General features: G+C 58.9%; 10 protein-coding genes. 7 read left to right on the forward strand and 3 right to left on the reverse strand.

Features of this window, described 5'->3' with window-relative positions:
- Positions 1-659: 659 nt before the first annotated feature.
- Genes tauA through tauC form a run of 3 tightly spaced genes read left to right on the forward strand, consistent with a single transcriptional unit; the run spans position 660 to position 3,294 of the window.
- Entirely contained in the window at positions 660-1,637 is a 978-nt protein-coding gene (gene tauA / locus VGC62_RS24560; protein ID WP_331189674.1) for a taurine ABC transporter substrate-binding protein, read from the forward strand.
- Positions 1,638-1,666: 29 nt separating this feature from the next.
- On the forward strand, positions 1,667-2,458 hold the full coding sequence (gene tauB, locus VGC62_RS24565; protein ID WP_331189675.1) for a taurine ABC transporter ATP-binding subunit: 792 nt from the start codon (positions 1,667-1,669) through the stop codon (positions 2,456-2,458).
- Entirely contained in the window at positions 2,455-3,294 is an 840-nt protein-coding gene (gene tauC, locus VGC62_RS24570) for a taurine ABC transporter permease TauC (protein ID WP_331189676.1), read from the forward strand. The genes tauB and tauC overlap by 4 nt, the downstream gene beginning before the upstream one ends.
- Positions 3,295-3,396: 102 nt before the next feature.
- Here the strand turns inward: tauC and VGC62_RS24575 are convergent, their stop codons facing one another.
- The 3 genes from VGC62_RS24575 to VGC62_RS24585 form a co-directional block, all read right to left on the reverse strand.
- Positions 3,397-5,310 carry a PhoX family phosphatase gene (locus VGC62_RS24575; RefSeq protein WP_331189677.1) on the reverse strand — a complete coding sequence of 638 codons (1,914 nt, stop codon included), beginning with the start codon at positions 5,308-5,310 and terminating at the stop codon, positions 3,397-3,399.
- Positions 5,311-5,414: 104 nt separating this feature from the next.
- The gene (locus VGC62_RS24580) at positions 5,415-6,179 is read right to left on the reverse strand and encodes a TOBE domain-containing protein (protein ID WP_331189678.1); all 765 of its coding nucleotides are present in this window, start codon (positions 6,177-6,179) and stop codon (positions 5,415-5,417) included.
- Positions 6,180-6,299: 120 nt separating this feature from the next.
- On the reverse strand, positions 6,300-7,340 hold the full coding sequence (locus VGC62_RS24585; RefSeq protein ID WP_331189679.1) for a low specificity L-threonine aldolase: 1,041 nt from the start codon (positions 7,338-7,340) through the stop codon (positions 6,300-6,302).
- A 114-nt stretch (positions 7,341-7,454) separates the two neighbouring features.
- On the opposite strand from VGC62_RS24585, the gene VGC62_RS24590 reads away from it, so the two are divergent.
- The 4 genes from VGC62_RS24590 (at position 7,455) to VGC62_RS24605 (ending at position 12,747) form a co-directional block, all read left to right on the forward strand.
- Complete coding sequence (locus VGC62_RS24590) at positions 7,455-8,201, forward strand: TraX family protein (RefSeq protein WP_331189680.1); 747 nt, start codon at positions 7,455-7,457, stop codon at positions 8,199-8,201.
- Positions 8,202-8,438: 237 nt separating this feature from the next.
- Positions 8,439-9,656 carry an alanine transaminase gene (gene alaC / locus VGC62_RS24595; RefSeq protein ID WP_331189681.1) on the forward strand — a complete coding sequence of 406 codons (1,218 nt, stop codon included), beginning with the start codon at positions 8,439-8,441 and terminating at the stop codon, positions 9,654-9,656.
- 571 nt (positions 9,657-10,227) lie between these two features.
- Positions 10,228-11,481 carry a serine hydroxymethyltransferase gene (gene glyA, locus VGC62_RS24600; protein ID WP_331189682.1) on the forward strand — a complete coding sequence of 418 codons (1,254 nt, stop codon included), beginning with the start codon at positions 10,228-10,230 and terminating at the stop codon, positions 11,479-11,481.
- A gap of 15 nt (positions 11,482-11,496) precedes the next feature.
- Positions 11,497-12,747: a sarcosine oxidase subunit beta family protein gene (locus VGC62_RS24605; RefSeq protein WP_331189683.1), complete on the forward strand. Its 1,251-nt coding sequence runs from the start codon at positions 11,497-11,499 to the stop codon at positions 12,745-12,747.
- The last annotated feature ends 69 nt before the right edge of the window (positions 12,748-12,816 follow it).

The following is a 12,816-nucleotide window of genomic DNA, read 5'->3' on the forward strand; positions in this document are numbered from 1 at the left end:
TCAAAACAGATCTATGTCACAAGCCATTTCAGCCTTCCACTTCGGAGTGTATCGAGCCCCTACCGTAATTCCCAAAAAATATTTCCAGGCCGCTCGTCAGATCGATTGGTTTTGACATGTCATACAACCCATTCATAGCTGATCAGCCCCAAAAGTCGTGCAAAACCACTTCGAAAAATCACACATAACAGATTGATAATTAACAATTTATTTTCTATCAGACGGTTTTATTACAATTGTCACCCTACGGGCCCATCTGTTATTTTCAATAAGGAGTACCGGCGATCTGTTTTTAGATTATTTACGCGGCTTATGTCGGCGAAACGATGATGCTGAGAGGCGCAATTGAAGCGCCAGGGCCGTTCGTTGCTCCTCACGGGCGCAATGAGACGGAGGGTATTTTCCTGTGTATTAACAGCGCTAAAAATCCGACGAACGGTAGATCGTGCTCCGGCATTTTTGCTGCCCTCGGCACACGCATCATGCTTCGGAGCCGCTTGGTTGACACCTCAACGTTCTATTAGCACCTCGGGCATCGCCCCTAGATGATCGTGAATCCCCTCTAAGCTAAGTCTAAAAGGTTATTTATATCGGAATTCTTAGATCATTTACGATCCTGATCAACCAGCCCTCGGCCTGCCTGATTCGGAGTTTCATCCATGAAATTGCTCACCCCTTTACGCTTGCTGGCCGCGTTGTCGCTGGCCGCTTCTACCCTGCTCGCTCAAGCCGCTGACTTCACCGTCGCCTATCAAACAACAGTCGATCCCGCCAAAGTGGCTCAGGCCGATGGCGCTTATGAGAAAGCCACCGGTTCGAAAATCTCATGGCGCAAGTTCGATAACGGCGCCGATGTCATTACTGCCATCGCTTCGGGCGATGTACAGATCGGCTATCTCGGGTCCAGTCCACTGACGGCCGCCGCAACGCGCAAGCTGCCAGTCGAAACATTTTTGATCGCCACTCAGATTGGCGCCGCTGAAGCACTGGTTGTGCGCAACGGATCGGGCATCAACACGCCTCAGGATCTGGTCGGTAAAAAGGTCGCCGTACCGTTCGTATCCACCGGCCACTACAGCCTGCTGGCAGCGCTCAAACACTGGAACATCGATCCCTCGAAAGTCACCATCCTCAACCTGGCCCCTCCGGCCATTGCTGCCGCCTGGAAACGGGGCGATATCGACGCTACTTATGTATGGGACCCAGCGCTGGGTGTGGCCAAGGAAACCGGCAAAGTGTTGATCACCTCCGGCGAGTTGGCCAAAGTGGGCGCGCCGACCTTCGATGCCTGGATCGTGCGTAAAGACTTCGCCGACAAACACCCTGAAATCGTCAAAGCCTTCGCCAAAACCACCCTCGACGCCTACGCCGCCTACCGCAAAGCCCCAGCCGCCTGGCTCGCCAATGCCAGCAACGTCGACAAACTGGTGAAGCTCTCAGGTGCCAAAGCCAGCGATATTCCAGGGTTACTGCAAGGCAACGTCTACCCGCTGGCCGCAGATCAGGTCACTGAACTGGGCGCGCCGACCACCGACGCCATCGCCAAAACCGCAGCTTTCCTTAAAGAGCAGGGCAAAGTCGACGCGGTATTGGCCGATTACACCCCTTACGTCAGCGCCAGGTTCATCACCCAATAAGCCCTTTAGCGAGGCGCAGGAGAAACTCGATGGCCTTGTTACAGCTGGAGCGCATCAGCGCACAGTATCCCGGTGCGACGGAACCGGTGCTGTCGGACATTTCCGTGAGTCTTGGCCCGCAGCAGTTGCTCGTCGCGCTCGGGCCGTCTGGCAGCGGCAAGACCTCGCTGCTCAACTTGATTGCCGGTTTTGTCGAACCCAGCGCAGGGCATATCACCCTGGATGGCGCACCAGTCAAAGGACCGAGTGCCGAGCGCGGCGTGGTGTTTCAAGATGATGTTTTATTGCCCTGGCAGGACGTACTTGCCAACGTCGCTTTCGGTCTGGAGCTGGCCGGAGTGTCTCGCGTGCAACGGGAAGCAAAAGCACGCGAGATGCTGACCCTGGTTGACCTCGCCGGTTTCGAAAAGCGTCGTGTCTGGGAGCTGTCCGGCGGTCAAAAACAACGCGTCGGTCTGGCGCGCGCTTTGGCGGCCGACCCGCGCGTGCTGTTGATGGATGAACCATTCGGCGCACTGGACGCCTTCACCCGCGAACAAATGCAGGAACTGCTGCTGCAAGTCTGGCAACGCAGCGCTAAGCCGGTGTTTCTGATCACCCACGACATCGAAGAAGCGGTGTTTCTGGCCACCGACCTGATTCTGCTGGCGCCGACTCCCGGTCGCATCGTCGAACGTCTGCAACTGGACTTCGGCCAGCGTTACGGCGCTGGAGAGTCCGCTCGCACGATCAAATCCGATCCACGCTTCATCGAAACCCGCGAGCACGTCCTGACCAGGGTCTTTTCGCAACGCCAGACCATTGGGGAGCAGCGTGCATGAGCAGCTACCAGCCTCAGGCAGCTACCCCAGCGCCTCTCAAGAACACCGCCGCAACCGCGACATGCTGGACGCTGAGCACACGTTCAATCAGCGTACTGACACTGGCAACGTTGCTTGGCGCCTGGTGGGGTGTGACGGCATTTGAATGGATCGAACCGTTGTTTCTGCCGCCACCGGCCGCTGTGCTAGAGAAAGGCTGGCTGCTGATGACCAAGGGCTACATGGACTCGACGCTCTGGCAGCATTTGGGCGCGAGCTTGCAGCGCATTGGCCTGGCGTTGGTTTTTGCGATTCTGACGGCAATTCCTGTGGGCATTGCCATTGGTCACAACCGCATTGCACGCGGGATTTTCGATCCACTGATCGAGTTCTACCGCCCAATCCCACCACTGGCGTATCTGCCACTGATCGTCATTTGGTGTGGCATCGGCGAGTTCTCGAAAGTCCTGCTTATTTATCTGGCGATCTTCGCCCCCATCGCGATTGCCACGGCCAACGGCGTGCGCACCGTCGACGGTGCCAAGTTGCGCGCCGCGCAGTCGTTGGGTGCTACACGCTGGCAGCTGATTCGCCACGTGATTGTGCCCAGTGCGCTGCCGGACATCCTGACCGGCGTGCGCATTGGCCTGGGGGTGGGATGGTCGACATTGGTCGCCGCCGAACTGATCGCAGCCACCAGCGGCCTGGGCTTCATGGTCCAGTCGGCGGCGCAGTTTCTGGTCACCGATGTGGTGGTGCTGGGGATTCTGGTGATCGCCCTCATCGCGTTCGCCATGGAAATGGGCTTGCGGGCGTTGCAGCGCAAACTGGTGCCGTGGCACGGTCAGACGCGCTGAAACTCATGCCGCTTGAATGCGGGGCCCCGAATCCCGAGCCACATCGCCACCTCAGCGCTTATCGGGAAGAGCTCACCCACAGGGCTACAGCGTTTCTGACCGCTAGGCCCCCACAATCCCGCCATCTTCCCGAGTGATCACCATCACCGACGACCTTGGCTTGCCGTTTGGCAAGTGCTCGGGAAAGGTCGAGCCGCCGTTTTCGCCTGGGTGCTGAATACCCACGAACAGCGCCTTTTGATCCGGCGCGAAGCTGATACCCGTCACTTCGCAACCGACCGGCCCGACCATGAAGCGCCGAATCTCGCCGCTCGTAGGGTCAGCGCAGAGCATTTGGTTATTGCCCATCCCGGCAAAATCCCCCGCATTGGTCGAATCCCCATCGGTAAGAATCCACAGCCGACCGCCTTGGTCGAAACCTAACCCATCCGGGCTGTTGAACATGTTCTGCGGGGTGATATTGCTTGAGCCACCCTGTGGCGTGCCGCTGTGTACACCCGGATTGCCGGCCACGACAAACAGATCCCAGGTGAACGCCATCGCCGACGGGTTATCGTCGTTCTCGCGCCAACGCAGGATCTGCCCGTACTGATTCTTCGCCCGAGGGTTGGGACCGCCGACCGGCTGGCCGTCTTCGCCTCGCTTGGTGTTGTTGGTCAACGTGCAATACACCTGGCCATCGCTGGGGCTGACGACGATCCATTCCGGACGATCCATACGCGTGGCATTGACCACGCTGGCCGCCATCCGCGCATGAATCAATACCTGCGCTTGGCTGGCAAACCCGCTGCTGGCATCGATGCCGTTTTTGCCGTGGGTCAACTCGATCCACTTACCTTGGCCCTTTGGATGATCGGGGTGGCTGTCGCCGTTATCGAACTGCGCCACATACAACGTGCCGTGGTCGAGGATGTCGCGATTGGCTTGGGGATTTTTGTGATCGATTTTGTCGCGGCTGATGAATTTGTAGATGAACTCGCCCCGCTCGTCATCGCCCATGTACACCGCCACACGACCGCCCCTGGTTTCAGTCAGCGCGGCGTTTTCATGCTTGAAACGGCCCAGCGCTGTGCGCTTGACCGGAGTCGATTTCGGATCGAACGGGTCGATCTCCACCACCCAGCCATGGCGATTGAATTCATTGGGGTTGGCGGCAATGTCGAAACGCGGATCGTGCGGGTGCCAATTGATCTCTTTACTGGCCGGGACCACGCCGTAGCGCTTAGTGGCTGCGTCTATTTTTTGGGTGGGATCACGGCTGCCAAAGCAGTCGGTGAAGTTCTCTTCGCAGGTCAGATACGTGCCCCACGGCGTCTTGCCGTTGGCGCAGTTCTGAAAGGTGCCGAGCACGTTCTTACCGGTTTTGTCGTCGGCAGTCTTCAACAGCTCATCTCCCGCAGCCGGGCCACTCAAATGGATGGGCGTGTTGCCGTGGATGCGGCGGTTATATTTCGAACCCTGCACAAACTGCCACTGGCCATTTTCGCGCTTGACCTCAATCACCGAGACGCCCTCGCTGGCCAGCGCCTTGCGCACCTCTTCGGCTGATTGCGGGTCTTGGCCGTGATCGAACAGGTAGCGGTAATTGGTGTATTCGTTGTTGATTGCCATCAGTGCGCGGCTGGCTTCGTTGGCGTCATCACCAGGGAAGGTGAACAGGCTCATGCCGTCGTTGTTGTCACCAAACTGTATTTCCTGCGCCTCGGCGCTGCCTTTGCCACTGGGGTCGAACGCCGGACCGTCGGCGCGTAGCGGCTGGCCCCAACTGATCAGCACGGAGGATGTGTAACCGGGCGGCAGGCTGATGCTGTCGGCCGTGGTCGCGGCGATGCTGTCAAAGCCCAGCAGCTTGGTGTTCGCTGCGTGGACACTGGCGGCCAGCACGCTGCGGCTGAGCAGGTCGCCACCGAGGAACATCGCCGCGCCGCACAAGGCGCCTGCGCTGATGAAGCCGCGACGGGTGAGGCCGACCATGTTTTCGAGGTCTGTTGGCTGGTTGTCTTTTAGTAGTTTCATCACGGGCTTCCTGCGGTTTTGGCAGGAACCTTATTCAGCCCGGATGACAATATTATGTCGGCTCGATGACGGTGGCGGCCGATGGGACGGCGTGTCGCTTGAGGTCAAAGCGGCGTACCGATCAATACATTCGCTGGCGAGAACTGAACTTTCACCGGGCTGTGCGCGGCGAATCCTAACGCTTTGAGCTGCTTGGGCTCGGCCAATGCGCACAACGTCTGACCGCTGGGCAGGCCGATCCTGACTTCGCTGGGGCCATCCTCGGCGTCGAGAATCTCCTCGATGGTGCCCAGCAAGCAATTGTGTCCACTTGTTACATCAGCATCAAGGGCGAGCAATTCCAGCCATCCGGCCTTGATCAAGGCAAATACATCGGTGCCAATGTTCAGTTCCAGACGCTCGGTGCTGTCGTGGGTAATTTGCGCCTGGATCGACAGATCGCCTGCCAGTTGCAGATCGATGAAATCGTTGAGCCCGCGGCGGGTGATCCGCTCTACGCGGCCATGTAGCTGATTGCGCGCGCTGGTGCGCAACATCAAACGGCTGAGCAAGGCCAGATCGCTGAACTCCTCGGCGCTGTTCAGCAGTTCGGCTTGCAAGGCTTGCAGACGTTGGTAGAGGCGCAGCACACGCTCACCTTCAGCCGACAACTTCGCACCACCGCCGCCGCGCCCCCCGACAATGCGTTCGACCAGCGGCTTTTCCGCCAGATTGTTCAGCTCATCAATAGCGTCCCACGCCGCTTTGTAGCTCAGCCCGGCGCTCTTCGCCGCACGGGTGATCGAGCCTTGCTCGGCGATGTGCTGCAGCAAGGCAATGCGTTGTGGGCGACGAACCATGTGCTGGGTGAGGGAAAGCGGTAGAGACATGGCGGATACCGATTGTGTGTAGGGGCGCGCTTGTCCGCGAACAGGTGCGTCAATTTACATCACTATCGGCCGACCTGACGCTATCGCGCGTATGCGCACTCCTTGAATGTTGGCGCCTGATCAGGCTCCCATCACCACACGAATATCGGTCGCCAATTCCCGCACGCGGGCTTCTTCGGTGTCCCAGGAGCACATAAAGCGCGCGCCGCCGTTGCCGATGAAGGTGTAGAAACGCCAGCCCTTGCCGGTCAGCGCGGTGATGGCCGCTTCAGACAGTTGCAGGAACACGCCGTTGGCCTGCACCGGGAACATCAATTCCACGCCGGGAATGTCCTTTACCAGTTCAGCCAGCAATTGCGCACAGTGATTGGCATGGCGGGCGTGCTTGAGCCAGGCGTCGTTTTCCAGCAAACCGACCCACGGCGCTGACAGGAAGCGCATTTTCGACGCCAATTGCCCCGCCTGCTTGCAACGATAGTCAAAGTCTTCAGCCAACTTGTGGTTGAAGAACAGAATCGCCTCACCCACCGCCATACCGTTTTTGGTGCCGCCGAAACACAACACGTCGATCCCTGATTTCCAGGTCAACTCAGCGGGCGAACAGCCCAGATACGCACAGGCGTTGGCGAAACGGGCGCCGTCCATGTGCAGGTTCAGGCCCAGTTCCTTGCAGGTCGCGCTGATGGCTTTCAATTCGTCGGGCTGATACACGCTGCCCACTTCGGTGGCCTGAGTCAGCGTGACAACACGCGGTTTTGGGTAGTGGATGTCCTGACGCTTGAGCGCTACTTCACGAATTGATTCGGGCATCAGCTTGCCGTTCTCGCTGCGTGCGGTCAGCAGTTTTGAGCCGTTGGAGAAGAATTCTGGCGCGCCGCATTCGTCGGTTTCGACGTGGGCGGTTTCCGAACAGATGACGCTGTGGTAACTCTGGCACAGCGACGAAAGCGCCAGCGAGTTGGCCGCTGTGCCGTTGAAGGCAAAGAACACCTCGCAATCGGTTTCGAACAACTGACGGAATTGATCGGCGGCGCGGGCGGTCCATTGATCGTCGCCATACGCGCGTTGGTGGCCGTGGTTGGCTTGCTCCATAGCCGCCCAGGCTTCGGGGCAGATACCCGAATAGTTGTCGCTGGCAAACTGCTGGCTTTGGTCTGTCATGGCCGGTTCCCTGTAAACAAATAGGGTGCGACTTTAACCAACAACAGGGGTGTCGGTCATGCCCTGTTATCGAGCATTGTCGTGGCAACGACACAGACCGGTTAACGGAGCGGCATGACTCACGCGAATTTATCAATGGCCCCGCTACGCAACAAAGCGCTGGACCTGCTCAAGTGGCTGGCGATGCTGAGCATGGTCATGGATCACCTGCGTTACGTAGGCTGGTCGGCGAACTGGCTGTATGTGCCTGGACGGCTGGCGTTTCCCTGGTTTTGTCTGGCGATAGCCGTGAACCTGGCGCGCAGTCATGCACTGGCTGTTCATCCCCCTGTGCAGTGGAAATACCTGACATGGCTGGCCGCATTTACCCTACTCGCTGAATTGCCTTATCGGCTGTACATGGTTGGCGAGGCCTACACACTGAATGTCCTGCCAACCTTGGTACTGGGGCTTTTGCTGGCGCAGGGCTGGTTGAGCAAGGCTTTATCGGTTCGGGTATTGGGGCTGGTTTCGCTGGGGATCGCGATGATTTTCAGCCAATACCTGATGTTTGGTTTTTTTGGCGTGCTGCTGCCACTGGCCTGCCTGCTGGTGTTGCGGCGCTCGATCTGGCTGGCGATTTTGCCGGGCGTGGTGTGTTTGCTCAGTAATGCCTGGCGGCAGATTCTGGATGGCAGTTCGTGGGGCGATCCGATTTCGCTGGGCGCGCTGATCGCCTGTCTGCTGGCGCCCGCGTTGGGCATGGCGTTGTTACGCTCGCCGCCAGGTTTTGCCGTATGGCCGATGCGGCGTTGGGCGTACGCGATCTATCCGCTGCATTTTTTGCTGTTGTTGGGCTTGAGGTATGCCGTGGCTTTTTAACCGTCTGACGCGCAGCAAGCTGGATTCTGTTGGAGGCTTGCCCGCGAAGCTTTTGATTCAACTTCGCAATAGGCGTGGAATCAAACGGCCTCTTCGCGGGCAAGCCTCCAACACATCTGATTTGGCTTTAAGCCCACTAGACAAACCGCCATCACTGCCTTTATCTTCCGCATCAGGCCACCGCAGTGGCCAGCGTCGCTCGGACGGTTCCGGGCGCTCACGTCTTCAGAGGCACACATGGCTGATCCAGCTTCGCCGCGCCGTTTCGCGCGCATCGATCGACTCCCCCCTTACGTCTTCAACATCACCGCCGAGCTGAAAATGGCCGCGCGTCGTCGTGGTGAGGACATTATCGACTTCAGCATGGGCAACCCCGACGGGGCTACGCCACCGCATATCGTCGAAAAACTGGTCACTGTTGCGCAACGTGAGGACACTCACGGCTACTCGACTTCGCGTGGCATCCCGCGACTGCGTCGGGCGATTTCCAGTTGGTACAAAAAACGCTACGAGGTCGACATTGACCCTGAAACCGAAGCCATCGTCACCATCGGCTCGAAAGAGGGCCTGGCGCATTTGATGCTGGCGACACTGGATCAGGGCGACACTGTGCTGGTGCCCAACCCCAGCTACCCGATCCATATTTATGGCGCGGTGATCGCCGGTGCTCAGGTGCGTTCCGTGCCGCTAGTGCCAGGCGTAGACTTTTTCGCCGAGCTTGAGAAAGCCATTCGTGGTTCGATCCCCAAGCCGAAGATGATGATCCTTGGTTTCCCGTCCAACCCGACTGCCCAGTGCGTCGAACTGGATTTCTTCGAGCGTGTGGTCGCATTAGCCAAGCAGTACGACGTGCTGGTTGTTCACGACCTGGCCTACGCCGACATCGTCTACGACGGCTGGAAAGCGCCGTCGATCATGCAGGTGCCGGGCGCCAAGGACATCGCCGTCGAGTTCTTCACGCTGTCTAAAAGCTACAACATGGCGGGCTGGCGTATCGGTTTCATGGTGGGTAACCCGGAACTGGTCAACGCCCTGGCGCGGATCAAGAGCTACCACGACTACGGCACCTTCACCCCGCTGCAAGTTGCTGCGATTGCTGCGCTTGAAGGCGATCAGCAATGCGTGCTGGACATCGCCGAGCAGTACCGGCAGCGCCGCAACGTGCTGGTCAAAGGGCTGCATGAACTGGGCTGGATGGTCGAAAACCCGAAAGCGTCGATGTACGTCTGGGCCAAGATTCCGGAGTTTTACGCGCACATGGGCTCGCTGGAGTTTGCCAAGAAGCTGCTGCTGGACGCCAAGGTGTGCGTTTCGCCGGGTGTCGGTTTTGGTGAGTACGGTGACGACCACGTACGTTTTGCGTTGATCGAGAACCAGGATCGGATTCGCCAGGCCGTGCGCGGTATCCGCAGCATGTTCCGCGCGGATGGGCAGTTGCCAAGCAAAGCGGTTTGATTGCGACACGCGCTCACAAAATCCCTCGGTCAAAAACCGGGGGATTTTCATGTGTATCGCCCGTGTAGGAACTGCCGTAGGGCGCAGTTCAATCCGGAGCTGGGCTTGTCCCGCGACCGGCGGGGAACCCGTCGTAAAACTGCGCATGCAGTGTGACAAGCAGACCGCATGCACCGGGTTTACTGCCGCTGCGCGCCAGGTCGCGGGACAAGCCGCGAGTCCATCCAATTACAGCGCGTTCTGGCCCTACTCCCCAGAAAGCATCTGCGATGATGGCTTAAGTAAGCATCCTCGAAGACATACGCCATCCACAGCGTTGAAGCATTTGATACAGCCAGGCTTTTGCGCGAAAAACACCTGCTGAAAGCTTGACTGGGAACAGAGTATCCACAAGTGCCCCCCGCTAGAGCTGGTCATTTATCTCTCCCCGCCAACCCATGTCGTAAACGCACCTTTGCGTGGCGTCCATAGGCATCTAGACACTCTGCGACGGCCCTACCATCGCTTCCAAAGGGCACGCCAAATGCCCTACCGATAAGCCAGGCGCCGCGCCGCCGCTGGGAGAACCGCGATGTTCAGCAAGCAAGACCAAATCCAGGGTTACGACGATGCACTGTTGGCGGCGATGAATGCCGAAGAGCAGCGTCAGGAAGATCACATCGAGCTGATCGCCTCGGAGAACTACACCAGCCAGCGTGTGATGGAAGCTCAAGGCAGCGGCTTGACCAACAAATACGCCGAAGGTTATCCGGGCAAGCGCTACTACGGCGGCTGCGAGCACGTCGATAAAGTCGAGCAATTGGCCATCGACCGCGCCAAGCAACTGTTCGGCGCCGACTACGCCAACGTTCAACCGCACTCCGGCAGCCAGGCCAACGCCGCTGTTTATCTGGCCCTGCTCAACGCGGGCGACACCGTGCTTGGCATGAGCCTGGCCCACGGCGGCCACTTGACCCACGGCGCCAAGGTCAGCTTCTCCGGCAAACTCTATAACGCTGTGCAATACGGCATCGATACCACCACCGGCTTGATCGATTACGACGAGGTCGAGCGTCTGGCCGTTGAAAACAAGCCAAAAATGATCATCGCCGGCTTCTCGGCGTACTCGAAAACCCTGGACTTCCCACGCTTTCGCGAAATTGCTGACAAGGTTGGCGCTTACCTTTTCGTCGACATGGCCCACGTCGCCGGCCTGGTCGCTGCTGGCCTGTACCCGAACCCGCTGCCGTACGCCGATGTCGTGACCACCACCACCCACAAGACCCTGCGCGGTCCGCGGGGTGGTCTGATCCTGGCCAAAGCCAACGAAGAGCTGGAAAAGAAATTCAACTCCGCCGTATTCCCCGGTGGTCAGGGCGGCCCGCTGATGCACGTGATCGCGGCCAAGGCTGTTTGCTTCAAAGAAGCGATGGAGCCCGGTTTCAAGGCTTATCAGCAACAAGTGATCGATAACGCCCAAGCGATGGCGCAAGTGTTCATCGACCGTGGTTTTGATGTGGTGTCTGGCGGCACCGACAACCATCTGTTCCTGGTCAGCCTGATCCGTCAGGGCCTGACCGGTAAGGACGCCGACGCCGCTCTTGGCCGTGCGCACATCACCGTGAACAAGAACTCGGTGCCCAACGATCCGCAGTCGCCGTTCGTGACGTCGGGTTTGCGCATCGGCACCCCGGCCGTGACCACGCGCGGCTTCAAAGTTACCCAGTGCGTCACGCTGGCAGGCTGGATCTGCGACATCCTCGACAACCTCGGCGACGCCGATGTCGAGGCGAATGTTGCCGGTCAGGTCGCCGCGTTGTGCGCCGATTTCCCGGTTTACCGCTGAGTCAGGAGTAGCACCATGCAGCATTACTCAGGCTTCGGCCTCTTCAAGCACTCCCTCAGCCACCATGAAAACTGGCAGCGCATGTGGCGCACGCCGACCCCGAAAAAAGTCTACGACGTGGTTATCGTCGGCGGCGGCGGTCATGGTCTGGCGACGGCTTATTACCTGGCCAAAGAGCACGGCATCACCAACGTGGCGGTGGTCGAGAAAGGCTGGTTGGGTGGCGGCAACACTGCGCGCAACACCACCATCGTGCGTTCTAACTACCTGTGGGACGAGTCCGCGCATTTGTATGAGCACGGGATGAAGTTGTGGGAAGGTCTGTCGCAGGATTTGAACTACAACGTGATGTTTTCCCAGCGCGGCGTGTACAACTTGTGTCACACCTTGCAAGACATGCGCGACTCGGAACGTCGGGTCAGCGCCAACCGCTTGCAAGGCATCGATGGCGAATTGCTCAACGGCAAACAGGTGGCCGATGAAATCCCCTACCTGGACTGCTCGAAAAACACCCGTTATCCGATCATCGGCGCGACGGTACAACGTCGCGGCGGTGTAGCCCGTCACGACGCCGTGGCCTGGGGTTTTGCCCGGGCCGCTGATGCATTGGGCGTGGACCTGATTCAACAGACCGAAGTCATAGGTTTTCGTAAGGAAAACGGCGTGTGCGTCGGCGTTGAAACCAACAAGGGCTTCATCGGCGCCAAGCGCGTCGGTGTGGTGACGGCCGGTAACTCTGGGCATATGGCCAAGCTCGCGGGCTTTCGTCTGCCGATTGAATCCCACCCGCTGCAAGCGCTGGTGTCCGAGCCGATCAAACCGATTATCGACAGCGTGATCATGTCCAACGCCGTACACGGCTACATCAGCCAGTCCGACAAGGGCGACCTGGTGATCGGCGCCGGTATCGACGGCTGGGTCGGCTACGGCCAACGCGGTTCGTACCCGGTCATCGAACACACCATTCAGGCCATCGTCGAGATGTTTCCGGTGCTGTCGCGCGTACGCATGAACCGTCAATGGGGCGGCATCGTCGACACCACGCCCGATGCCTGCCCGATCATCTCCAAGACGCCCGTGCCGAACATGTTCTTCAACTGCGGTTGGGGCACCGGTGGCTTCAAGGCCACACCAGGTTCGGGCAACGTATTTGCCGCCAGCCTGGCTAAGGGCGAAATGCACCCGCTGGCCAAACCGTTTTCCATCGACCGTTTCCATAACGGCGCGTTGATCGACGAACACGGCGCTGCCGCTGTCGCTCACTAACCAAAAAACCGCGTGAGAACGTAACGAGCGATAGTAAGACAAGGCAAAAAACAGGCGGAAAAGCGGCCG

This window comes from Pseudomonas sp., from assembly GCF_036404235.1.
Taxonomy (GTDB): domain Bacteria; phylum Pseudomonadota; class Gammaproteobacteria; order Pseudomonadales; family Pseudomonadaceae; genus Aquipseudomonas.

Excerpts from the sequence above, each read along its gene's own strand:
- VGC62_RS24575 (WP_331189677.1), bottom strand. The coding sequence starts at position 5,310 with ATGAAACTACTAAAAGACAACCAGCCAACAGACCTCGAAAACATGGTC.
- VGC62_RS24590 (WP_331189680.1), top strand. The coding sequence starts at position 7,455 with ATGACTCACGCGAATTTATCAATGGCCCCGCTACGCAACAAAGCGCTG.
- VGC62_RS24585 (WP_331189679.1), bottom strand. The coding sequence starts at position 7,340 with ATGACAGACCAAAGCCAGCAGTTTGCCAGCGACAACTATTCGGGTATC.
- VGC62_RS24580 (WP_331189678.1), bottom strand. The coding sequence starts at position 6,179 with ATGTCTCTACCGCTTTCCCTCACCCAGCACATGGTTCGTCGCCCACAA.
- tauA (WP_331189674.1), top strand. The coding sequence starts at position 660 with ATGAAATTGCTCACCCCTTTACGCTTGCTGGCCGCGTTGTCGCTGGCC.
- VGC62_RS24605 (WP_331189683.1), top strand. The coding sequence starts at position 11,497 with ATGCAGCATTACTCAGGCTTCGGCCTCTTCAAGCACTCCCTCAGCCAC.
- tauC (WP_331189676.1), top strand. The coding sequence starts at position 2,455 with ATGAGCAGCTACCAGCCTCAGGCAGCTACCCCAGCGCCTCTCAAGAAC.
- alaC (WP_331189681.1), top strand. The coding sequence starts at position 8,439 with ATGGCTGATCCAGCTTCGCCGCGCCGTTTCGCGCGCATCGATCGACTC.
- tauB (WP_331189675.1), top strand. The coding sequence starts at position 1,667 with ATGGCCTTGTTACAGCTGGAGCGCATCAGCGCACAGTATCCCGGTGCG.
- glyA (WP_331189682.1), top strand. The coding sequence starts at position 10,228 with ATGTTCAGCAAGCAAGACCAAATCCAGGGTTACGACGATGCACTGTTG.